This window comes from Thalassospira sp. MCCC 1A02898, from assembly GCF_001618185.1.
Taxonomy (GTDB): Bacteria; Pseudomonadota; Alphaproteobacteria; order Rhodospirillales; family Thalassospiraceae; genus Thalassospira; species Thalassospira tepidiphila.
On the sequence record NZ_LPXK01000014.1, the window covers coordinates 174,381 to 196,744 of the forward strand.

The 22,364-nt window shown below is 56.2% G+C and carries 18 protein-coding genes; 6 read left to right on the forward strand and 12 right to left on the reverse strand.

Going from position 1 to position 22,364, the window contains the following annotated elements:
* Positions 1-49: 49 nt before the first annotated feature.
* Both AUQ41_RS20240 and AUQ41_RS20245 read right to left on the reverse strand, forming a co-directional pair.
* Positions 50-2,212, reverse strand: coding sequence for a dihydroxy-acid dehydratase (locus AUQ41_RS20240; RefSeq protein ID WP_063090383.1), 2,163 nt, complete (start codon positions 2,210-2,212; stop codon positions 50-52).
* Positions 2,213-2,284: 72 nt separating this feature from the next.
* Positions 2,285-3,046, reverse strand: a complete 762-nt coding sequence (locus tag AUQ41_RS20245; protein WP_008892007.1) for an SDR family NAD(P)-dependent oxidoreductase — start codon at positions 3,044-3,046, stop codon at positions 2,285-2,287.
* Between the two features lie 241 nt (positions 3,047-3,287).
* Here AUQ41_RS20245 and xylF point away from each other — a divergent pair, with 241 nt between their 5' ends.
* The 5 genes from xylF to AUQ41_RS20270 all read left to right on the forward strand — a co-directional run bounded on the left by xylF (position 3,288) and on the right by AUQ41_RS20270 (position 9,036).
* Positions 3,288-4,319, forward strand: coding sequence for a D-xylose ABC transporter substrate-binding protein (gene xylF / locus AUQ41_RS20250; protein WP_063090385.1), 1,032 nt, complete (start codon positions 3,288-3,290; stop codon positions 4,317-4,319).
* Positions 4,320-4,420: 101 nt separating this feature from the next.
* Entirely contained in the window at positions 4,421-5,686 is a 1,266-nt protein-coding gene (locus AUQ41_RS20255; RefSeq protein WP_081579325.1) for a sugar ABC transporter permease, read from the forward strand.
* 11 nt (positions 5,687-5,697) lie between these two features.
* Positions 5,698-6,525 carry an ATP-binding cassette domain-containing protein gene (locus AUQ41_RS20260; RefSeq protein ID WP_063090387.1) on the forward strand — a complete coding sequence of 276 codons (828 nt, stop codon included), beginning with the start codon at positions 5,698-5,700 and terminating at the stop codon, positions 6,523-6,525.
* Positions 6,526-6,542: 17 nt separating this feature from the next.
* Positions 6,543-7,724, forward strand: a complete 1,182-nt coding sequence (locus AUQ41_RS20265) for a fumarylacetoacetate hydrolase family protein (protein WP_008892003.1) — start codon at positions 6,543-6,545, stop codon at positions 7,722-7,724.
* A 58-nt stretch (positions 7,725-7,782) separates the two neighbouring features.
* Positions 7,783-9,036 (forward strand): ROK family transcriptional regulator, encoded by a 1,254-nt coding sequence (locus AUQ41_RS20270; protein WP_063090388.1) that lies wholly within the window; start codon positions 7,783-7,785, stop codon positions 9,034-9,036.
* A gap of 92 nt (positions 9,037-9,128) precedes the next feature.
* Here AUQ41_RS20270 and AUQ41_RS20275 read toward each other — a convergent pair whose 3' ends face one another.
* The 3 genes from AUQ41_RS20275 to araD form a co-directional block, all read right to left on the reverse strand.
* Positions 9,129-10,643: an aldehyde dehydrogenase (NADP(+)) gene (locus tag AUQ41_RS20275; protein WP_063090389.1), complete on the reverse strand. Its 1,515-nt coding sequence runs from the start codon at positions 10,641-10,643 to the stop codon at positions 9,129-9,131.
* 69 nt (positions 10,644-10,712) lie between these two features.
* The gene (locus tag AUQ41_RS20280; RefSeq protein WP_008892000.1) at positions 10,713-11,432 is read right to left on the reverse strand and encodes a ribonuclease activity regulator RraA; all 720 of its coding nucleotides are present in this window, start codon (positions 11,430-11,432) and stop codon (positions 10,713-10,715) included.
* Positions 11,433-11,443: 11 nt separating this feature from the next.
* Positions 11,444-13,177 carry an L-arabinonate dehydratase gene (gene araD, locus AUQ41_RS20285; RefSeq protein ID WP_008891999.1) on the reverse strand — a complete coding sequence of 578 codons (1,734 nt, stop codon included), beginning with the start codon at positions 13,175-13,177 and terminating at the stop codon, positions 11,444-11,446.
* A gap of 227 nt (positions 13,178-13,404) precedes the next feature.
* Between araD and AUQ41_RS20290 the strand changes: the two genes are divergently transcribed.
* Complete coding sequence (locus AUQ41_RS20290) at positions 13,405-14,115, forward strand: GntR family transcriptional regulator (RefSeq protein ID WP_063090473.1); 711 nt, start codon at positions 13,405-13,407, stop codon at positions 14,113-14,115.
* Between the two features lie 25 nt (positions 14,116-14,140).
* Here AUQ41_RS20290 and AUQ41_RS20295 read toward each other — a convergent pair whose 3' ends face one another.
* The 7 genes from AUQ41_RS20295 to AUQ41_RS20325 all read right to left on the reverse strand — a co-directional run bounded on the left by AUQ41_RS20295 (position 14,141) and on the right by AUQ41_RS20325 (position 22,319).
* The gene (locus AUQ41_RS20295) at positions 14,141-15,052 is read right to left on the reverse strand and encodes a dihydrodipicolinate synthase family protein (protein ID WP_063090391.1); all 912 of its coding nucleotides are present in this window, start codon (positions 15,050-15,052) and stop codon (positions 14,141-14,143) included.
* Positions 15,053-15,289: 237 nt separating this feature from the next.
* On the reverse strand, positions 15,290-16,099 hold the full coding sequence (fdhD, locus tag AUQ41_RS20300; protein WP_232308488.1) for a formate dehydrogenase accessory sulfurtransferase FdhD: 810 nt from the start codon (positions 16,097-16,099) through the stop codon (positions 15,290-15,292).
* Positions 16,096-16,320, reverse strand: a complete 225-nt coding sequence (locus AUQ41_RS20305) for a formate dehydrogenase subunit delta (RefSeq protein ID WP_063090392.1) — start codon at positions 16,318-16,320, stop codon at positions 16,096-16,098. The genes fdhD and AUQ41_RS20305 overlap by 4 nt, the downstream gene beginning before the upstream one ends.
* A gap of 92 nt (positions 16,321-16,412) precedes the next feature.
* Positions 16,413-19,292 (reverse strand): formate dehydrogenase subunit alpha, encoded by a 2,880-nt coding sequence (gene fdhF / locus AUQ41_RS20310; protein WP_063090394.1) that lies wholly within the window; start codon positions 19,290-19,292, stop codon positions 16,413-16,415.
* 4 nt (positions 19,293-19,296) lie between these two features.
* Positions 19,297-20,853 carry an NADH-quinone oxidoreductase subunit NuoF gene (locus AUQ41_RS20315; RefSeq protein WP_063090395.1) on the reverse strand — a complete coding sequence of 519 codons (1,557 nt, stop codon included), beginning with the start codon at positions 20,851-20,853 and terminating at the stop codon, positions 19,297-19,299.
* A complete protein-coding gene (locus AUQ41_RS20320; RefSeq protein ID WP_063090397.1) occupies positions 20,850-21,314 on the reverse strand; it encodes a formate dehydrogenase subunit gamma in 465 nt (154 codons plus the stop codon). The genes AUQ41_RS20315 and AUQ41_RS20320 overlap by 4 nt, the downstream gene beginning before the upstream one ends.
* 111 nt (positions 21,315-21,425) lie before the next feature.
* Positions 21,426-22,319, reverse strand: a complete 894-nt coding sequence (locus tag AUQ41_RS20325; protein ID WP_063090400.1) for a LysR family transcriptional regulator — start codon at positions 22,317-22,319, stop codon at positions 21,426-21,428.
* Positions 22,320-22,364: the final 45 nt, after the last annotated feature.

Below are 22,364 nucleotides of genomic sequence, written 5' to 3' on the forward strand. Positions count from 1 at the left end.
AGATATGGCACGGGGCGTTTTGCATTTTGGTGTGTGAAACCCTTGCGGATTAGCGCCAGGATTTAGTTGCGCGACGATCAACAGCCCGGGGCACAATACCGCGTGCGGCATTGCCAATCCCGTCAAGCACGTTGCTTGCGGCGATATCACATTGGCGATCGGCCATGCGTTTGAACCGTGCATCAAAGACCGGCTTGCGATCTGCAATGTCGCGGGGATCGGATGCGACCTCTTCCCCACGTTTGAATGCCTCGGGGTCGAGCCAATCCAGCGTTAACCCGGTCAGATCAAGACGCAGCACATCGCCATCCTTAAGATAGCCGATTGCACCACCTGTAAAGGCCTCCGGCACCATATGACCGATACAGGCGCCCTTGGTCACCCCGGAATAACGTCCATCGGTGATCAACATTGATGATGCTTCGAGAATGCGGTGATGGCGCAAGTTCTGCGACGGCGAAAACATTTCCGGCATGCCATAGGCTTCCGGCCCCTGCCCGCCGATGACAAACGCAAAGGACAGATGGCCCTGTTCGAACATGTCCTTTGGCGCATCCATATCAACACGGTTTCCGCCATTGCGCCGCACGACTGCGGCAATCAATTCTTCATCAACGCCATCGGTTTCAATCAGACGTGTGATCAAATCGGGCGAAGCAAAGTCGGCATTACAGACATGTTCGTTCTCATAATAGCGCACGATGAAGACATGATCATCAAAGTGCGACAATAACCGGTCGCTCATGCCCGATGTCTTGACCGCACAGTTTTCAAAGAAACTGCCGGTAATGACGTCAACGCCTGAACGCTGTCTGACCGGGCTGGCACGAATGACCGACGCATCGCCCAACGACAGATCAACCGGGTTTTCCAGATTGGCGATGCGTTCCGCCCAGGTTTTTCCAAGGATGGTCGGCGCATCAAGATCCATCGCCACGCCAAGGTCGGCCAGAATGCGATAGATGCTTTCCATACCGCGGTTTTTGCCTTCGGCCATTTGCTGGGCCAAAACAAAAGTGTCGCGGTTTTCCGTCAGGCTGTGGGCGAAAATTTCCGGCACCGGGGTTTTGGTGCGCACATCCTGATAATCATCAATCGAGATATCAAAACCGGCATAGCGCATCATGAATGGCAGATGCAAAAGCATGTTGCTGCTCGATCCCGTGGCATTATGAACACGCACGAAATTGGCGAAGTTGGCCTTCAGCAAATTGCCAATCGCATATTCCGGCTTGTTGAAAACGCCAAACAGGGCATCGATCCCGGCTGCCACGGCTTCGAACGGCGGGACATCGGTCAGCAATTCCAGTTCCGGCGGGGTCAGGCCGAAGGCCGCCAACATGGTACGCGATGAATTGCCCGTGCCGTTAAAGGCACAAATGCCACCTTTGGAATCACAGGTTGCCGTTGCAAGTTCGTCCAGAACCCGACGTTCCATCGCCCCGTCGATAATCCCCAGAAGCCGGGCACGTTCGAGCAACCCGGCAAACGCCTCGTCCGACGTGCATTGCAGGATATAGCGCATGTTTTCGCGGATATCGGCACCAAGGTCATCATGGCCCGCGGCATCGGAGTCAGCGGCGATCTTATCCAGCAAACGACGCGTGCCTTCGGGAATTTCACCACCTTTAAGAACATGGGACGGTGCAAACACCGCCCAGACCGGTGCCTGATCGCCGCGCCAGGCGCGTGCATGATCGGCCGCGGCCAGACCGGCCACCACAGCCGCAGGTGACTTGTCACAGCCGGCAATCACATAGGCCGCGTGATAACTGTGGCCTTCAAAGGTGATATTGACCGCCGCCGCCGTATGGTTGCGCGATGCCAGTGAATAGCTTTGCCCGATATTGTTTTGCGCCGTGCCATCACAGATCACCGGCACATGGAACAGGAACGGAACCCCGCCCATTTCCCAAATGCGCAGTGCCGCCATCAGCGCCTGCGGACGATCCAGAAGATGGGCCGGATGATCCGGCGCGCCGGCAATGATCGCGATGCGCGGGCGGTTTTCCACCAGACGCCCGACCACGTCCTTGATTTCGGGAACGGCAAACTTGCGACCACTGGCAACAACCGGGTTTTCGTTCACAGCATCGCGCAGCAACCGGACGACTGTGATCGGCTGGTTGGCGAGACCCTGAATGCAGTCGCGATACGGGTTGGCTTTTTCATCGATGATGATTGGCTGATCAGAGAGATTTGCAAGCGACATAAACTGTTTTTTCCAAGTTCAAGCAGTGGTCTCGGGGCGAGCAGCGGTCTTGGCGCCCGTCGAAACACACGATCAGACGATGCCGCCATCCACGATGAAGTTCTGTGATGAACAGGCCGACGAAACATCAGATGCCAGGAAAAGAACCATCTGTGCAACATCATCCCCCACCAGCCGGCGTTTGACGCATTGCTGCTCCTGAATGCGTTCTTCATCCTCGGGAGAAATCCAAAGATCAAGCTGGCGCTGTGTCATGATGCAGCCCGGCGTCACCGCGTTGACGCGAATGCCATATTCACCCCAGTCCCTGGCAAGCGCGCGCGTCAGTCCGATAATACCGGCCTTTGCGGTCTCGTACGTTACCAGATCCGGCAGGCCCATCATATAACTCACAGAACTGAAATTGATAATACTTCCGCACCGTTTTTCCTTCATCCCCGGTGCGACTGCCTGGGCACAAAAGAAATGATGGTTCAGGTTCACATCCAGGCCATCACGCCACTTGTCAGGACTGATATCTTCGGGCGAATGCCGATCATCGCGCGCTGCATTGTTCACCAGAACGTCAATCGGGCCAATCGCAACCGACATGTCGCGGACCGCATCGGAAATGGATGATTGATTGCGCAAATCAAGCGATTTGTAGACTGGGGTTACGCCGTGCTCTTCCTTTATGGAGGCGATCAGTTTTTGCGCGGCGGCATCATCGATATCGAAGAACCCGACCCGCGCCCCCTGCGCACAGAATGCGCGCACAATCGAGGCGCCAATCCCGGATGCACCGCCGGTTACAAGCACGGATTTACCGTCAATGTCGTGATAACTCGCTGTCATAACGTTCCCTGTCTCTTTTCATATTATTTTAGGTGAACAAATTAATTGCTGCAGCGCACCACACTATAAACACCGCCAATTCAACCCTTAATCGCAAACTGCGATATAAAAATGCGTGAAAAGCGATGAATTTAATTTATTCACTAAAAAATATTTGACAGGACGCCTTCTTCACGTCAACATTTTTTCGATAACAAAAATAAATGTCACCAGAAGACACATTTATTCAGGGAAGAAACCGATGAAAAAACTCCTATCAACGGCCATGTTGGCCGGAACCGTTCTGCTGTCTGCAAATGCCTTTGCTGCTGATCTGACTGTTGGTGTCAGCTGGTCGAACTTCCAGGAAGAACGCTGGAAAACCGATGAAGCCGCAATCAAGGCTGCTCTGGATGCTGCGGGGGCTGAATACATCAGCGCAGATGCCCAAAGCAATCCGTCCAAACAGCTTTCCGATATCGAAAGCCTGATCGCACGTGGTGCCGATGCCCTGATCGTCCTGGCACAGGACTCAGCGTCAATTGGCCCTGCTGTCGAAAAGGCCCTGAACGAAGGCATTCCGGTCGTTGGCTATGACCGCCTGATCGAAGACTCGAACGCCTATTACATTACGTTCAACAACAAGGAAGTCGGCCGCCTTCAGGCCGAGGCCGTTTTTGCCGAGCAACCGAAAGGCAACTACGTCTTCATCAAAGGCGCACCGACCGACCCGAACGCCAACATTCTGCACGAAGGACAGCTTGAAATCCTGCAGAATGCAATTGACGCGGGCGACATCAAAATTGTTGGCGAAGCTTATACCGACAGCTGGCAGCCAGCGATTGCGCAGCGGAACATGGAACAGTTCCTGACGGCTGCGGACAACAAGGTTGATGCCGTTGTCGCATCCAACGATGGCACGGCCGGTGGTGTTGTTGCAGCCCTGTCCGCACAGGGCATGCAGGGCATTCCTGTATCGGGTCAGGACGGCGATCACGCTGCACTGAACCGTGTGGCACTTGGCACCCAGACGGTTTCGGTCTGGAAAGATGCCCGTCTTCTCGGCAAGCGTGCGGCTGAGATCGCCGTTGAACTTGCCAAGGGCACCAAGCTTGGCGAGGTTGACGGTACCGAAGATTGGCAGAGCCCGAATGGTGTGACCATGAAGTCTTACTTCCTTGATCCGGTTGCGATCACCCAGAACAAACTTGATCTGGTGATTGATGCTGGCTGGGTATCGAAAGACGTGGTTTGCCAGGGCGTAACCAACAGCAAGGTTGCGGCCTGCAACTAGGCCAACCTGTTTCCTCCGACCTTGCATAAACCCGGGGCCGACTGCATTCCACATATCGTGCAGATATCGCAGTTCGGCCCCGCTGCTTTACGAGCTTTTTCATGTCACGACTACTTTCGAAAATGGAAGTCGACCGTCGCCTGGTTGGCCTCGCCGTTGTCCTGCTGATTATCTGGGTGGGTTTTGACATTGCCTCGGGCGGTCGCTTTATCACGCCCCGAAACATCTTTAACCTGTCGGTTCAGACTGCCTCCGTGGCGGTGATGGCGTGCGGCATGGTCCTGATCATTGTCACCCGTCATATCGACCTTTCGGTCGGGGCGGTCTTGGGTGTTCTGGCCATGATCATGGGGGTCGTTCAGACCGATGTCCTGCCACAGTTTCTTGATTACAACCATCCCCTGACCTGGGTGCTGACGCTGTTGGTTGGCATTGTTGTCGGCGGCCTGATCGGTTCCATTCAAGGTGTTGCCGTCGGTTATCTTGGCGTCCCGGCATTTATCGTGACACTTGGCGGGCTTTTGGTCTGGCGCGGATCCGCATGGTGGGTCACGCAAGGACGCACGGTTGCCCCGCTTGATCAGAATTACATTCTTCTGGGCGGCGGCATCGAAGGAACGATTGGCGCCACCTGGAGCTGGATCGTCGCCCTGATTGCCATTCTTGCGATCATTTACGCCGCGATCATGGAACGCCGTCGTCGCCTGTCCTTCGAATTTCCGGTCAAACCAATCTGGGCTGAATACACCAACACGATCATCAAGGCCGGTTTGGTCCTGATTGTTGTCGCGACACTGAATGCCTACCACCTGCCAACGCGCGCGGCAGAACGCCTTTTGGAAAACAAGGGCATTCCGGTCACGCCAGAAAACCTTGAAATTTCGCACGGCATTCCGATCCCGCTTCTGATTGTTGCGCTTGTCGCGATCATCCTGACAATTGCGGTTAAACGCACCCGTTTCGGGCGCTATGTCTTTGCGATTGGCGGCAACCCGCAGGCGGCCGAACTGGCCGGGATCAACGTCAAACGCATGACCGTGGCGGTCTTTGCCCTGATGGGTGTGCTTTGCGCGATCAGTGCGGCGATTTCATCCGCCCGCCTGCAATCAGCGGGCAACGATCTGGGCACGCTTGACGAACTTCGCGTGATTGCAGCCGTGGTCATTGGCGGCACGTCACTTGCCGGTGGGCTTGGGACGATATATGGCGCGCTGATCGGTGCGCTGGTGATGCAAAGCCTGCAAAGCGGCATGGCGCTTTTGGGCGTCGATACCTCATTGCAAAGCATCGTCATCGGCCTGGTTCTTGTCGTCGCCGTCTTTAGCGACAAGTATTTCCATCGCCGTTACAGCGACCCGACCGCGTAAGGAGACCCGTGATGACTGATCCAAACATGACCAAAGATCCGCTGATCGAAATGCAAGATATCCATATCAGCTTTGGCGGGGTGAAGGCTGTTGATGGCGTATCCATTGATCTTTATCCCGGCGAAGTGGTTGGCGTTCTGGGCCATAACGGTGCGGGCAAATCAACGCTGATCAAAATTCTTTCCGGTGCCTATCAGGCCGATAGCGGCCAGATCATTGTTGATGGCAAGGAAGCCAAGATCGAGAACGCGCGTGACGCACGCGACAACAATATCGAAACGATCTATCAGAATCTGGCACTTGCCGACAATCTGGATGCCGCCCAGAACCTGTTTCTCGGACGTGAAATCACCGACAAGTTCGGGTTTCTTGATGATGCGGCCATGGAACACAAGGCGCGCGAAGTCCTGCATCGCCTGAACCCGAATTTCAAAAAGTTTACCTCCCCCGTGTCGGCCCTTTCGGGCGGGCAGCGCCAGTCGGTCGCGATTGCACGTGCCTTGTTGTTTGAAGCACGCGTGCTGATCATGGATGAACCCTGTGCGGCCCTTGGCGTTCATGAAACAAAGATGGTCGGCGAACTGATTGACCAATTAAAGCGTGACGGTTTGGGTATTTTGTTGATTAGCCACGATCTTCATGATGTGTTTGACCTTTCTGACCGGTTGCATGTCATGAAGAACGGAAAACTGGTTGGCAGCGTTAGAACCGAAGATGTCACACATGACGACGTACTTGGGATGATCATTCTGGGCAAAATGCCCGAGCACCTTCTGCATCTGGCTGGCCCCGGCGCAACCAATGCAACGGGTGCCGCGAATGGCACCACCCACAGATAAACAAGCGAGACACCGAGATGACCACAGGCTTCCCCATCAACGCCCAAGACATCCTGCCCGATGACGCAAGTAATGCCGTCCTGATCGGGCGCATCTGGGACCCGCGCGTTTCCGGACCAACACCGGTGCTTCTTGATGGTGAAACGCTGCGCGATATCAGCAGTGTCGCACCAACCGTCAGCGAAATCCTTGAACTTGATGACGTTCTGGCAAAGCTTTCAAATCCGGCAAGCTTCCCGACTGTCGCCACACTCAGTGATATTCTGGACCAGTCCCGTCCGGGGGCCGATGAAAACACCCCGCATCTCCTGTCCCCCAATGATCTGCAGGCGATCAAGGCAAGCGGGGTGACGTTTGTTGCAAGCCTTCTTGAACGGGTGATCGAGGAACAGGCGCGCGGCGACTCAAGCAAAGCCGATCAGATCCGCACCGAAATCACCGGCATTATCGGTGATGACCTCTCACAGATCGAACCGGGGTCGCAAAAGGCCGCCGATATCAAAACCGTGCTGCTCGAAAAGGGCGCGTGGTCGCAATATCTTGAAGTCGGCATTGGTCCGGATGCGGAAATCTTTACCAAGGCGCCGGTCATGTCGGCTGTCGGGCATGGCGCGCATGTCGGCCTGCACCCGATTTCAACCTGGAACAACCCGGAACCGGAAGTGGTTCTGACCGTGACATCAAAAGGTAAGATCGTTGGTGCCACACTTGGCAACGACGTCAACCTTCGCGATGTCGAGGGGCGCTCTGCCCTGTTGCTCGGCAAGGCAAAGGACAATAACGCATCCTGCGCCATTGGCCCGTTCATCCGCCTGTTTGACGGCAAGTTCACGCTGGAAACTGTCAAATCGGCCGATATCGCCATGGCCGTCGACGGGCCCGAGGGCTATCACCTTGATGCGGTCAGCTCCATGAGCCAGATCAGCCGCACACCCGAAAGCCTTGTTTCACAGGCGATCGGCAAACATCATCAATATCCGGACGGCATCATGCTGTTTCTGGGAACGATGTTTGCCCCGACCGATGACCGGGGTGGTGCCGGCAAGGGCTTTACCCACGAAATGGGCGACCTTGTCAGCATCTCGACGCCAAGCCTTGGCAAACTGGTCAATCAGGTCGACCGATCAGATGCCATTAAACCCTGGACGTTCGGGATCAGCGCCTTGATGAACAACCTTGCGCGTCGCGGATTGCTCTGACCGCTGGCACATATAAATTGCCCGAACGGGCATGGTAACAAGGATACTGATCAACCACATGATGCGCCGTACAGAAAGCGAAACACCGCGCCAGCCCTCCCAGACGGCGATCTTGCGCTATCTACGCATGCATGGCCCCGCTGCGCGCATTGATATCGGTACGGCAACCGGACTAAGCCCTGCGACTGTCACGTCGCTAACCGCCGACTTGATGGCGCAGGGTTTGGTGAAGGAAAGCGAAGGCAGTAACAATAACGGCACCGCGAACGGAAATGGGAATGGCACCACGCGTGGCCGTCCCAAGGTCTTGCTGGATCTGGTGCCGAATGCGGCCTGCGTCATCGGGGTCAAAATCACCATCAATCTGATCGAAATTGCGCTGGGCAATTTCAAGGGTGAAATTGAACGCAGCATCGAACACTGCATCAATACCCGCGATCTTGGCGCAGACGAGTTGACCAGAACCCTGATTGCGTTGATTGACCGGTTTCTCGAACGCAATCGTGATTTCTGCATCCATCCGCCCGCAGGCATCAGCATCGCCATACAAGGGGTAACCGACAGCAACAGCGGCGAGATCATCTGGTCGCCAGCGCTCCGCCACCGCCATATTCCCCTGGTCAAATCACTCAGCGAACGATATGGCAGCGCTGTTCAGATGTCGAACGATGCAAACTGCATCGCAACGGCGATCTCGCAAAATACCAACCTGCATAATGATGGCGACTTTGCCGTGATCATGCTGGGCTACGGGATCGGTATGGGACTGGTTCTGAATGGCAAGGTCTATAACGGTGATTTCGGGACTGCTGCGGAGTTTGGCCACACCAAATACCAACCTGACGGTCCGCTGTGCAACTGCGGTCGACGTGGGTGTCTTGAGGCCTATATCGGGGACTATGCCATTCTGCGTGATGCACGCGGCGTGATTGACCTGCCCGATACCAACAACCTGCACCCCAGCGAAGAACAGATGATGGATCTGGTTGCCCGGGCCCGCCGCGGCGATACCGGTCTTGCCGAACTGTTCCGCCATGCTGGTAAGGTATTGGGATATGGCATCGCCAACCTGATCGCCCTGCTGGGCCCCAAGCAGATTTTCATTACCGGATCGGGTGCGCGGGCATTCGACATGATGGAACCGGAACTCAGGCGCGGTCTGGACGAGGCACAGGTACCAGAACTCAGCCGAAACCCGACTATCACCTATCTTCCTTGGGACAAGGATCTGGCCCTTCAAGGGGCGATTGGTCAAAGCCTGCTCAGGCATGATGAAAACATGTTTCAGGCCACCGCAACGGTCCGGGACTAACAAATCCGAGACCAACAAATCCGCGACTAACAAAAAAAGCCGCCCAAATGGGCGGCTCTTTCTTCTCAGCAAAACTGTCGCGAAGATATCGCTTATGCGATGTCTTTCGGCAGAACATCGGTCGGAATGTTCTGATAGCAAACCGGACGCAGGAAGCGACGGATCGCCATAGTCCCGACAGAGGTCGCACCGAAGTTGGTCGATGCCGGGTAAGGTCCGCCGTGAACCATGGTGTCGGATACTTCCACACCGGTCGGGAAACCGTTGGCCAGAACGCGGCCTGCCTTGTGTTCAAGGATCGGCAGAAGCGAACGGGCATCTGCCGCATCGGCAGCATCAAGATGCAGCGTGCAGGTCAACTGGCCTTCAAGCGATTTGGCAATCTTGCGCATTTCGGCAACGTCCTTGACGCGAACGACGAGGCCGAGCGGGCCAAAGACTTCTTCGCCAAGCTCATGGTTGGCAAGCCAGTTTTCACCGGTGGTCTCAAACAGATACGGCGTCGCATTGCGCAGATCACAAGACGTGGTCAGAACTTCTTTGACACCCGAAGTCCCCGCCACACGCTTTGCACCGGCGCGATAGGTTTCTGCCATGCCATCGGTCAGCATGGTTTGCGGACCGACACCCGAAAGACCTTCCTTGGCGGCGGCAACGAATGCATCCGCATCAGGACCTTCGATCACAACCGCGATCCCCGGATTGGTGCAGAACTGGCCGGCACCCATGGTCAGCGACCCAGCCCAACCTTTACCGATTTCCGCACCGCGTGCCTTAACTGCAGCCGGCAGCAGGAACATCGGGTTGACCGAACCAAGTTCGCCAAAGAACGGGATCGGCTCCGGACGGGCAGCACACAGATCATAAAGCGCACGGCCACCGCCAAGCGATCCGGTAAAGCCAACCGCCTTGATCAGCGGATGCTGCACCAGGCTTTGGCCGACATCACGTTTGCCGCCCTGGATCAGGCTGAACACACCCGGATGAACACCACATTTCTTGATCGCGGCGTCAATCGCCTGGGCAACGATTTCACCCGTACCCGGATGGGCCGAGTGGCCCTTGACCACGACCGGGCAACCAGCAGCCAGTGCCGATGCGGTATCACCACCCGCGACCGAGAAGGCCAGCGGGAAGTTGGACGCACCAAATACGGCAACCGGACCAATCGGACGCTGCATCAAACGCAGATCCGGACGCGGCAACGGCGCACGATCCGGAAGAGCTTCGTCATAACGACGATCCAGATATTCGCCATCAAGGATGTGGCTGGCAAACAGGCGAAGCTGACCGACGGTACGGCCGCGCTCACCCTGAAGGCGTGCTTCGGGCAGGCCGGTTTCCTGGGTACCGATTTCGGTGATTTCATCGCCACGCGCATCGATTTCATCCGCAATGGTGTTGATGAATTTCGCGCGCTCTTCGCGGGTTGAATAGCCGTAAGTCCAAAAGGCTTCTTCGGCGGCCTTTGCGGCCTGATCAACCAGGGCAGGCGTGCCAACCGGGAAGGTGTTGGCCGGGCCATGGGCCGGCTCGGACTGGAAGGTCGTCTCGCCAGCGACCCATTCACCGGCAATCAGATGTTTTCCTGTCAGGGTATAAGACATTTCAATCGATCCTCTGGAATGCGTGGATAGGGGTAAATTGATTACATGAAGGTCAACGTAACCGCGATTTTACTGACTTGCCAGCCATTCCTCATACTTTTTCTGATTCTCTTCTTTGGTGCAGGGATAAAGTCCGATAATTGACGCCCCGTTGGCCACCTGTTCGATCACAAAGGCCTCGTAACTTTCCATGCCTGCACAGGCATCGGCGATCTCGTCTGCCAGATGTGCGGGGATCACCATGACCCCGTCCGTATCGCCAACAAGAACATCACCCGGGAAGACGGCAACATCGCCACACGCGATCGGCACGTTGATATCAAGTGCTTCGTGCTTGGTCAGGTTGGTCGGCGCTGACGGACCGGCACAATAGGCTGGCATGTCAAGCTCACCAATCCCCTCGGCATCGCGGAAACCGGCGTCTGACACGATCCCGGCACCACCACGAACAGCCAGACGGGTCACTAGGATCGACCCGGCCGATGCCGCAGACGCATCCTTGCGACCATCCATCACCAGAACATGGCCCGGCGGGCAGGTTTCAATCGCAACACGTTGCGGATGGTCTTCGTTGCGGAATACCTCGATCGGGTTGCGGTCTTCACGTGCGGGGATATAGCGCAGCGTAAAGGCCTGCCCGACCATGTTTTTCTTTTTCGGTGCCACCGGTCGGACACCCTGAATGAACTGGTTGCGCAGGCCCCGCTTGTAAAGCTGGGTGGCAACAGACGCCGTCGAGGTGCGCATCAGTTTTTCGCGCGTGGCATCAGACAATACATATTCCGTCATGGTCGGTGTCCTTAGAAAATGTCAGGTTCGCCGGCAGTTTTGCCGAAATCGGTTTCAAGGAAGTCAAAATCGCAGCCCTGATCGGCCTGGGTCACATGGCGCGAGAACATGTAGCCATACCCGCGTTCGAAACGCGGTTCCGGCGGTGTCAGGGCCTTGCGCCGCGCTTCAAGCTCTTCCTCTGGGACAAGCATATCAAGCGAGCGATTTGGCAGATCAAGGCGGACCGTATCACCATTTTTCAGAAGTGCGAGTGGCCCGCCGATATAGCTTTCCGGGCTGACATGCAAAACACACGCGCCGTAAGACGTGCCCGACATGCGGGCATCGGAAATCCGCAACATGTCACGATGGCCCTGTTTGATCAGCGCCTTGGGGATCGGCAGCATGCCCCATTCCGGGAAGCCGGGACCGCCTTGTGGACCAGCATTGCGCAGAACCATCACATGATCAGGCGTGATATCGAGGTTCTCGTCATCAACCGCCTTTTTCATTTCCGGATAGCTGTCAAACACCAGTGCCGGGCCTTCATGCACGTGGTATTTCGGATCACAGGCAGCCGGCTTGATCACCGCACCGTTCGGGCACAGATTGCCTTTCAGAACGGCAAGAGAGCCTTCCTTATAGACCGGATTATCAAGCGGTCGGATGACATCGTCATTATAAACCACCGCGCCTTCAAGGTTTTCACCAAGGGTCTTGCCGGTCACCGTCATACAACTGGTATCGAGACGATCTTCCATCTGCTTCATCAGGGCGCGCAGGCCCCCGGCATAGAAGAAGTCCTCCATCAGGTAATCCTTGCCCGATGGCCGGACATTGGCGATCAGCGGTGTGGTGCGGCCAAGTTCATCAAGGTCTTCAAGCTTAAGTCCCACACCGGCACGTTTGGCCATTGCAATCAGATGGACCACGGCGTTGGTTGAACAACCAGTTGCCATGGCGACAATCGCAGCGTTTCGGCAGGATGCATCGGTGATGATCTGGTCGGGTGTCAGGTCTTCCCAGACCATCTCAACAATGCGGCGTCCGCAATCGGCCGACATGCGCTGATGACCACTATCAACCGCCGGGATCGAAGAGGCACCGGGCAAGGTCAGCCCCATTGAGTCGGCAATCGCCGTCATGGTCGATGCGGTGCCCATGGTCATGCAGGTCCCGGCAGACCGGGCGATCCCGCCCTGAATGCCAAGCCATTCTTCATCGCTGATGTTACCCGCGCGGCGTTCATCCCAATATTTCCAGGCATCAGAGCCCGAACCAAGGATTTTGCCGGCATAGTTACCGCGCAACATCGGACCAGCCGGCAGATAGATCATCGGCACACCGGCCGAAATCGCCCCCATGACCAGACCGGGTGTTGTCTTGTCGCAGCCGCCCATCAGAACAACACCATCAAGCGGGTGGGACCGGATCATTTCCTCGGTCTCCATGGCAAGCAGGTTGCGATACAGCATCGAGGTCGGCTTGGTGAAGCTTTCATCAACGGAAAGCGACGGCAGCTCGACGGCAAAGCCACCCGCCTGTGCAACACCGCGTTTCACATCAACAACACGTTCGCGGAAATGCGAATGACAGGTATTGAGTTCCGACCAGGTATTCAGGACACCGATGATTGGCTTGTCGCGAAAATCGTCTTCGGAATAGCCAAGCTGCATCATCCGTGATCGATGGCCAAATGTCCGCAGATCGTCGGGGGCGAACCAGCGTGCCGATCTCAGGTCCTGAGGCTGTTTCTTACTCATTGTCTTATCCTCGGAATGTAAAACGCGACCATGCTTGCAACGGGCGGCACTCAGAAAGGCGATCTCCGGTCTTGGACGCAAACGCCGTGGCCTGAGGATTTCCGCCGCCGCTGACAGGCACAGAAAGATATTCACTTTTGACTGTTTGATATAGTAATATATTAGTGCATGTCGAGCAAGACGCCTGTATACAAATTGTGTGACCAGAAATGAATTGCGGGAACATCATGGTCGATAACCTGTTGAAAGACGCACCGATCGCCAAAAAGCGCCTGCCCAAACTCAAGCGGGGCTCGGCAAGTACGCAGCTCCATGATTCTTTGCGCAAGCGCATCATCGATCTGGAACTTGCGCCGGGCCAATACCTGTCACGGGCCGAAATCGCCGAAGAATACGGTGTCAGCCAGACACCCGTGCGTGATGCGTTGCTCAAGCTTGAAGAAGAAGGCCTTGTTGACACCTTCCCGCAGTCCAAGACAGAGGTCTCGCGCATTGATGTCGAGCAAGCGCTGGAAACCCAGTTCCTGCGTCTGTCGGTCGAGCTGGAGGTCACCCGCCGTCTTGCCAACGCCAAAGACCCTGCCCTGACTGTCAAAGCGCACTCCATCCTTGCTCAGCAAAATGCGGTCAGTGCCGCGAACGATCTAGATACCTTTGGCAAACTTGATCGCGATTTCCATTACGCGCTCTATGAGGCTGCCGGTGTCGCCCAACTCTATGGCGTGGTTGAAGCCAGGTCAGGCCACATTGACCGCCTGCGTAAGCTTAACCTGCCTGACCCGGGAAAATCGGCATCCATCCTTGATTGTCATGCGCGTATTCTGGCCGCGATTGACAAGGGTGATGCCGATACCGCCTGCGACGTCGTTCGCGAACATCTGATGGGAACCCTTGCCACCGTCGATGCCATCCGCGAACGCCATCCGTCCTTCTTCTAGGACTGCACAGTTACCACCAGGCTACCTAACTGATCAGGCCGTTTCCTTTCATGAAGCTTGAAAGCTTTTTCTGCTGGGCCTCGGTCAACGGCCAGGCAGACGGCGGGCGCGTAGGACCGCAATCATCACCTAGTAATTTCAGGGCTGCCTTCACACCGGTCACGTTGGTGCCGTTCATTTCCTCGGCCCGGACTTCTTCAAAGGCCTTCATTTCTCCGATCAACTGGCGGGCCTTGGCATAGTCGCTGGCCTCAAGGGCGGCGTGAATGGCCATGGAGCGTTCCGGCCAGACATTGACCAGGCCCGAGGTAAATCCACGGGCGCCAACGGCATAGAATGCCGGTGCCCATGTTTCGGCAAGGCCACCCACCCAAACGATATCCGGATCGCAGGCATGGATTGCCTCGGCCAGTTTCATCGGATTTGGCGTTGCCCATTTAACGCCAGCAACACCTTCGACCGCACACAGTTCCGTAATAGCCTTGGTGCCAATGGCGTCGTTACGCAGATACAGCATCATCGGCAAACCACCGGACGCATCGGCAATCCGTTTTATGTAGTCAACAACACCGCGCGGGGCGACAAACGGGTCTGGCGGCTGATGGATCATCAATGCCGCTGCCCCGGCCTCGGCCGATGCCTTGGCCAGCGCACAGGCATCACGCACACCGCGACCAATCCCGGCCAGCATTGGCGCACGACCATCGAGCATTTCGGCAACCGACTTCGCCATCGTGATCGCCTCGTCGGTGGTCAGGGCATAAAATTCGCCGGTATTGCCATTCACAACCGGAAAATGCACCCCTGCGGCCAGCGCACGATCAATCACCGGCACGAGCTTCTTGGGCGCGACATCGCCATTGTCATCATAGGGCGTGACAAGAATGCCCGAAATCCCCGACAAAACGGCGCGCAATTCAGTTTTTGAAAGTGCCATGGTTTCCTTATCCCCGTGCCGTGGCCCGCGTGCCGCGGATCAAATATCCGACTGACCGGCGGGACCATCTTGTAATATTTAATTACATCTTGAATAACAAGTATGCGGGGATATGGCAATTCCAATTATGCACCAAACATGCGGGGATGCGCGCCAGAGGCGTGCTTGCGCAAACAAACCCGTTTTGCAAACAGGCGATCATCAGAAAATTACAAGTTGGAAAAAGCCGCTTACAGGTCAGGCAAAACGGCGAAACAGACCACGCCGTTCGCGACATATCATCGTCAAGCCGGCCTTGCGCGCAAGGTTCACCGCCGTCAATGTCGGGCCCGAAAGGGTTACAAGCCCGCCCACCCCAAATTGCACGGTCTTGGTGACAATTTCATAGGAGCAACGACTGGTCATCAGAATGAACCCACCGGTTGGATCGATCCCCTGTCGCGCCAAAGCACCAAGCACCTTATCAAGCGCGTTGTGGCGGCCGATATCTTCGCGGACCAGAACGATGTTACCGCTACCATCGACAAAGGCGCTGGCATGTAGCAACCCACCGCCTTCGCGATTGCGGGTCTGATATTCCGGAAGCGCATCAATCGCCCGCAAGACAACATCCTGCGTCATGTTGGATGGCGTGACCGTCCCGATCTTGTCCATGGCGACGGCTTCAAGCGACTGGACGCCGCACAATCCGCAACCGGATCGGCCTTCGAGTGTCCGTTGACGATCGGCAAGACGATCAAAGACATCTTCATGCAGATCAGCCTCGATCACATAACCCTGCAGGGTCTTACGCACGTCGCGCAGCGTGATCTGGGAAATGTCATCGGCAATGCCTTCGGACAGGGCAAAGCCGACCATGAAGTCTTCAAGGTCATGGGGGGATACCATCATCACCGCATGGGAATGACCATTAAACGTCAAAGCAGCCGGGACTTCCGGCTGCAACATGATCGGTGCGTCATCATTACCATCATCGCCTGATACGGCCCGCGCAAGATCGACGTCACGCCCGTCCAGAATGCGATTTTCCGATGGCTTGGCCATCATGCGGTTTCCTTGACCTTCCGGATTTTCGGCGCGGCCTTGATCACCAAAGGATGGAAGTCGGCCTTGCCTTCGGCGATCATGTCAAACAGCTGCTTGCGCATGCGCGGTTCCCAGAAATCGCTGATATGGTTGGCAACACCATCAACGCCCTCGCCCTCGGGCTGGGATTTAAAGAAGGTCGCGATCTGATTGGCCATATAGACAAGTTTGTCGGGTGCCATTGCGGTTCACTCTTTGACTGTAAACTTTGTATTCAAGCAGGAGAGCCAGACATCATGCCAAGGGAGTATAGCACAATGTCTGGCTCGCTATCCTATTCGGCGGCATCGACGCGCGGTTTGATCCGGCGGGACTGTTCGGCCTGACGATCATATTCGACCTGCCATTCGGTCGGGCCATTGGATGGCGAAACCTGAACCGCGGTAACCTTGTATTCCGGGCAGTTTGTCGCCCAGTCGGTATAGTCGGTGGTGATCACGTTGGCCTGTGTGCCCGGATGGTGGAAGGTTGTGTAAACCACACCCGGTGCGACACGGTCGGTAATGGTGGCACGAAGGGATGTCTCACCCGACCGGGATGCCAGACGGATCCAGTCGCCTTCGCGAATGCCACGCTGTTCGGCATCGTGCGGATGGATTTCCAGCAAGTCTTCCTTATGCCAGGTGGTGTTTTCCGTGCGGCGGGTTTGTGCCCCGACATTATACTGGCTGAGAATTCGTCCCGTCGTCAGCAGAAGTGGGAAGCGCGGACCGGTACGTTCGTCGGTTGCGACATATTCTGTGACAACAAACTTGCCCTTGCCGCGAACAAAGCCATCGATATGCATGACCGGGGTCCCTTCGGGGGCCTTGTCATTACACGGCCACTGGACCGAGCCCTTTTCTTCCAGCAGGTCATAGCTGACTTTGGCAAAGCTTGGCGTCGTCTTGGCAATTTCGTCCATGACCTGCGACGGATGGGTGTAGTTCCAGTCAAGCCCCATCGCACGGGCCAGGTTCTGGGTAACTTCCCAGTCGGCAAAGCCATTAAGCGGTGTCATCACCTTGCGCACGCGGTTAATGCGGCGTTCGGCATTGGTGAAGGTCCCGTCCTTTTCAAGGAAGGTCGACCCGGGCAGGAACACATGCGCGTAGTTGGCGGTTTCATTAAGGAACAGGTCATGGACGACCACACATTCCATTGCCGCCAGACCGGCCGCGACATGCTTGGTGTCCGGGTCAGATTGAAGGATATCTTCACCCTGAATATAGATGCCCTTGAATGTGCCTTCGACAGCCGCGTCGAGCATATTGGGGATACGAAGACCCGGTTCATCATCCAGTTTGACACCCCAGATATCCTCAAAGATATCGCGGGTGGCACTGTCCTGAATATGGCGATAGCCCGGCAGTTCGTGCGGGAACGATCCCATATCGCACGAGCCCTGCACGTTGTTCTGACCACGCAGCGGGTTCACCCCCACACCCGGACGGCCGATATTGCCGGTCGCCATGGCGAGGTTGGCAATCGCCATCACGGTGGTGGAGCCCTGGCTGTGCTCTGTCACACCAAGACCGTAATAGATCGCGCCATTGCCGCCGGTGGCAAAGGTACGTGCGGCCTTGCGCATGGTTTCGCCATCAACACCGATCATATCGGCGATGGCTTCGGGGCTGTGTTTTGGATCGGAAACAAAGGTTGCCCAATCCTGGAATTCGTCCCAGTCACAGCGTTCACGCACGAATGCCTCGTCAAAGAGGCCTTCGGTGACAATGACATGGGCAAGCGACGTCAGAACCGCAACGTTCGTCCCCGGGCGCAGCGGGATATGGGCGACTGCCTCGATATGCGGGGACCGCACAAGGTCGATCCGGCGCGGATCAATCACGATCAGTTTCGCCCCCTGACGCAGACGTTTTTTCAGGCGCGAGGCAAAGACAGGATGGCCATCCGTCGGATTGGCGCCAATCAGGATGACAACATCGGTATGTTCAACAGAATCAAAATCTTGCGTCCCGGCCGAGGTACCAAACGTGGTCTTGAGGCCATAACCGGTCGGTGAATGGCAAACACGCGCGCAGGTATCGACGTTGTTATTGCCAAACCCGGCACGGATCAGTTTTTGAACAAGGAAGGTTTCCTCGTTCGTGCAACGTGACGAGGTAATCCCGCCCAGTGCACCCTTGCCGTATTTGGCCTGAATGCCCTTGAACTTGTCGGCGGTAAAGCGAAGGGCTTCTTCCCAGCTGACTTCCTGCCAGGGCTCATCAACACTTTCGCGGATCATCGGATTGAGGATACGGTCCTTGTGATTGGCATAGCCATAGGCAAAACGCCCCTTCACACAGGAATGACCGCGATTGGCCTTGCCATCCTTATAGGGGACCATACAGACAAGTTCTTCGCCGCGCATTTCCGCCTTGAACGAGCAACCCACCCCGCAATAAGCACAGGTGGTGACAACGGAGTGTTCCGGCTGGCCGATTTCAATGACCGATTTTTCCTGAAGCGTTGCGGTCGGGCAGGCCTGAACGCAGGCACCGCACGATACGCATTCGGAATCCAGGAAGTTTTCATGCATGCCCGGCGACACGCGGGATTCAAAGCCACGGCCTTCGATGGTCAGTGCAAAGGTGCCCTGCACTTCTTCACAGGCACGGACACAGCGTGAACAGACAATGCATTTCGACGGGTCATAGGTGAAATACGGGTTGGTTTCATCCTTGGCCATATAGCGCGGATTTTCTTCGCCGTTCTGGCGAACCTGAACGTGGTTTTCACCCTCATAGCCATAACGCACATCGCGCAGGCCAACCGCACCGGCCATATCCTGCAATTCGCAGTCGCCATTGGCGGCACAGGTCAGGCAATCAAGCGGATGGTCAGAGATATAAAGCTCCATCACGCCTTTGCGGATTTTCTTAAGCCGTTCGGTCTGGGTATGGACAACCATGCCGTCAGCGGCCGGCGTCGTGCAGGATGCCGGGGTGCCGTTGCGGCCTTCGACCTCCACCAGACACAGGCGGCACGACCCGAACGCATCAACCATATCGGTCGCACACAGTTTCGGGACCTGAATGCCGGCCTCCATCGAGGCGCGCATGACAGAGGTGCCTTCGGGTACGGTAATGTCCTTGCCATCAATGGTCAGGGTTACCGTCTTTTCGGATTTCTTGGCGGGGGTTCCGTAGTCAACTTCTTTGATCAAGGACATCGTTTCACTCCGCAGCTATATCAAGCGCGCGTGGCTTGAAGTCATCAGGGAAATGGGTCAGTGCACTCAGGACCGGGTACGGGGTAAAGCCGCCCAGTGCGCACAGCGACCCGAACTTCATGGTCTCACACAGATCACGCAGCAGTTCGATCTGCAATTCAGGCTGTTCACCGCGTGCAAGCTTGTCGACGACTTCGGTGCCACGGATTGAACCAATGCGGCACGGCGTACATTTGCCGCATGATTCAATTGCACAGAATTCCATGGCAAAGCGGGCCTGCTTCATCATGTCGACCGTGTCATCAAACACAACAACACCGGCATGACCGATCAGGCCATCACGTTTGGCGAATTCTTCGTAGTCAAACGGCGTATCAAACAGTTCCTTGGGGAAATAGGCCCCCAAAGGACCACCGACCTGAACCGCCTTGACCGGACGCCCTGTGGCCGTCCCGCCGCCGATCTGTTCGACAATTTCACCAAGGGTCAGACCAAAGCCGACTTCATAAAGCCCGCCATGCTTGACGTTCCCGGCAATCTGGATCGGGATGGTGCCCCGCGACCGGCCCATGCCATAATCGCGATAATATTCCGCACCCTTTTCCAGAATGACCGGCACAGAGCACAGCGAAATCACGTTATTGACGACAGTTGGTCGACCAAGGAAGCCTTCAAGGGCGGGCAATGGTGGCTTGGCACGGACAACACCGCGCTTGCCTTCCATGCTGTTAAGAAGGGATGTTTCTTCACCACAGACATAGGCGCCGGCACCCATGCGGACTTCGATATCAAACGCCTTGCCGGATCCAAGGACGTTATCGCCCAGAACACCGGCGGCACGGGCGACCTTGATCGCCTCGTTCATGACATCAATCGCGGTCGGGTATTCCGAACGGGTATAGACATAGCCCTTGGTCGCACCAGTGGCGAGACCGGCAATGATCATGCCTTCGATCAGAACAAACGGTTCACCTTCCATGATCATGCGATCGGCAAAGGTCCCGCTGTCGCCTTCGTCGGCATTACAGACGATGTATTTTTGATCGGCTGGCGCTTCGCGGACTGTATTCCATTTGATGCCCGTCGGGAAACCGGCACCACCGCGCCCGCGCAGGCCGCTATCAGTGACGGCCTTGACGATTTGTTCGTCAGTCATCTTAAGCGCGTTTTCAAGCCCCATAAGGCCATCGTTGGCGCGATAATCGTCAAGCGATACCGGATCAACAATGCCACAACGCTGGAACGTCAGGCGCGACTGGCTTTTGAGGAACGGGATATCCTGGGTGCGGCCGAGATACAGCTTGTGTGGGCCGCCAGTCAGGAAGTCGGCTTCAAACAATGCGTCGATATCATCGGCGCTGACCGGGCCATAGGCGACCCGCCCGCGCGGGGTTTCGACCTCGACCATCGGTTCCAGCCAATACATGCCAAACGAGCCGTTGCGCACGATCTTGACATCCGAACCGGCCTTCGATGCCTTGGCGGCAATCGCTGCTGCGACGTCATCGGCACCCAGTGCGACAGAACCGGAATCAAGTGGAACGTAAACCTTGATGCTCATGACCCCACCTTTTGAAGAATGCGATCCGCACTGACGCGACCAACAACCTTGCCATCAATCATCGCGGCTGGTGCGCAGGCACAGAGGCCAAGGCAGAAAACCGGTTCCAGCGTGACTTTACGGTCGGCGGTGGTTTGCGACCAGTCGACTTTCAAATGACGACGTATCTGATCACCAAGGGCATCGGCCCCCATGGCCTGACAGGCTTCGGCCCGGCAGATCTTGATGACATGCTTGCCGGCCTTTTCTTCGCGGAAGTCATGATAGAAACTTGCCACCCCGTGGACTTCCGCCCGGCTGAGGTTCAGCTTCTTTGCAATTGTCTGAAGCGCGCCATCGGGGATATAGCCAAATTCTTCCTGCACCTCGTGCAGAATTGGCAATAACGGTCCTTCCAAAGTGATCAACTGATCACAAATGGCAGCGACGCGGACATTCTGGTCCTCGGTCGTTTCCGACATGCAAGCCTCTCTCTCAAGCATGTTATCAAATTCTTGTTTATTATGAACATTGTCGGGCATTGTCCCGACCTGTTCAATAAAGCCATCCCGTTACGCGATAGCGAAAACCTATCAAGCGGTTTGCAGCTCCGAAATTCGGGCGGCTTCTTTCAAAAGTGCCGAAACCACAGGGGTGGCAGGTTCGCGTTTTGCAGCGATCAAGCCAACCGTGTGGGTCGCATCCGGTTCAATAATCGGGATCGATTTGACCCGGTCGCGCATCCCGAAACTTTCGACCATCTTTTCCGGCATGATGCTGGCCCAGTTGCCGGTTTGCACATGGGTGAACAGCGCAATCATGGAATCACTTTCAAGCGTCGCGCTTACTTTTGCGCCAACAGTATCAAGATGCTGATCAATGATGCGGCGGTTCTGCATATCAGGCGTCAGCAGGCAAAGCGGCAGTTTGGCGGCTTCGCGCCAGGTGATTGTGTCACGCCCGGCCAGATCATCCATGTTGGACGTCACCAGATGATAGCGTTCACGATACAGCGGAATGGCCGTGACACGCCCCAGTGGTTCGTTATCAAGGTAGGTAATCCCGGCATCAATGCGAAGATCATCCAGCAATGCCTGAATTTCGACCGAGGTCCGCGACAGGATGGCAAAGCTGACATCGGGGTGTTTTTCGCGAAACGGTGTGGTCAGTTCATGGACCATCGCAAGGGCGGTCGGTATGACGGCAATCTGTACCTGCCCGGTCAGGCCAAAACGCATGGCGCGCATTTCATCGCGCATGGAACGGGTACTGCCGACGATATGGCGCGCCCATTCCAGAACCCGTTCGCCTTCGGGTGTCAGTCCCTGATAGCGCGACCCGCGTTTGACTAGCACGACGCCAAGATGATCTTCAAGCTGGCGCAAGGCGCTTGAAAGGGTTGGCTGGGTCACGCCGCAATGTTCGGCAGCATGGCCAAAATGCTGCTCGCGGGCGAGAACCATAAACATTTCGAGTTTATCAATCATGGCGTATCCGGCATCGCAAGGCGGATGCTTTTTATGGCGGTGATC

Bases quoted from the DNA above. Each gene is read 5' to 3' on its own strand.
- xylF (WP_063090385.1), top strand. From the start codon at position 3,288: ATGAAAAAACTCCTATCAACGGCCATGTTGGCCGGAACCGTTCTGCTG.
- AUQ41_RS20305 (WP_063090392.1), bottom strand. From the start codon at position 16,320: ATGGCACCCGACAAACTTGTCTATATGGCCAATCAGATCGCGACCTTC.
- AUQ41_RS20295 (WP_063090391.1), bottom strand. From the start codon at position 15,052: ATGGCACTTTCAAAAACTGAATTGCGCGCCGTTTTGTCGGGGATTTCG.
- araD (WP_008891999.1), bottom strand. From the start codon at position 13,177: ATGAGTAAGAAACAGCCTCAGGACCTGAGATCGGCACGCTGGTTCGCC.
- AUQ41_RS20290 (WP_063090473.1), top strand. From the start codon at position 13,405: ATGGTCGATAACCTGTTGAAAGACGCACCGATCGCCAAAAAGCGCCTG.
- fdhF (WP_063090394.1), bottom strand. From the start codon at position 19,292: ATGTCCTTGATCAAAGAAGTTGACTACGGAACCCCCGCCAAGAAATCC.
- AUQ41_RS20280 (WP_008892000.1), bottom strand. From the start codon at position 11,432: ATGACGGAATATGTATTGTCTGATGCCACGCGCGAAAAACTGATGCGC.
- AUQ41_RS20325 (WP_063090400.1), bottom strand. From the start codon at position 22,319: ATGATTGATAAACTCGAAATGTTTATGGTTCTCGCCCGCGAGCAGCAT.
- AUQ41_RS20260 (WP_063090387.1), top strand. From the start codon at position 5,698: ATGACTGATCCAAACATGACCAAAGATCCGCTGATCGAAATGCAAGAT.
- AUQ41_RS20320 (WP_063090397.1), bottom strand. From the start codon at position 21,314: ATGTCGGAAACGACCGAGGACCAGAATGTCCGCGTCGCTGCCATTTGT.
- AUQ41_RS20275 (WP_063090389.1), bottom strand. From the start codon at position 10,643: ATGTCTTATACCCTGACAGGAAAACATCTGATTGCCGGTGAATGGGTC.
- AUQ41_RS20270 (WP_063090388.1), top strand. From the start codon at position 7,783: ATGATGCGCCGTACAGAAAGCGAAACACCGCGCCAGCCCTCCCAGACG.
- AUQ41_RS20315 (WP_063090395.1), bottom strand. From the start codon at position 20,853: ATGAGCATCAAGGTTTACGTTCCACTTGATTCCGGTTCTGTCGCACTG.
- AUQ41_RS20265 (WP_008892003.1), top strand. From the start codon at position 6,543: ATGACCACAGGCTTCCCCATCAACGCCCAAGACATCCTGCCCGATGAC.
- fdhD (WP_232308488.1), bottom strand. From the start codon at position 16,099: ATGATGGCCAAGCCATCGGAAAATCGCATTCTGGACGGGCGTGACGTC.
- AUQ41_RS20240 (WP_063090383.1), bottom strand. From the start codon at position 2,212: ATGTCGCTTGCAAATCTCTCTGATCAGCCAATCATCATCGATGAAAAA.
- AUQ41_RS20245 (WP_008892007.1), bottom strand. From the start codon at position 3,046: ATGACAGCGAGTTATCACGACATTGACGGTAAATCCGTGCTTGTAACC.
- AUQ41_RS20255 (WP_081579325.1), top strand. From the start codon at position 4,421: ATGTCACGACTACTTTCGAAAATGGAAGTCGACCGTCGCCTGGTTGGC.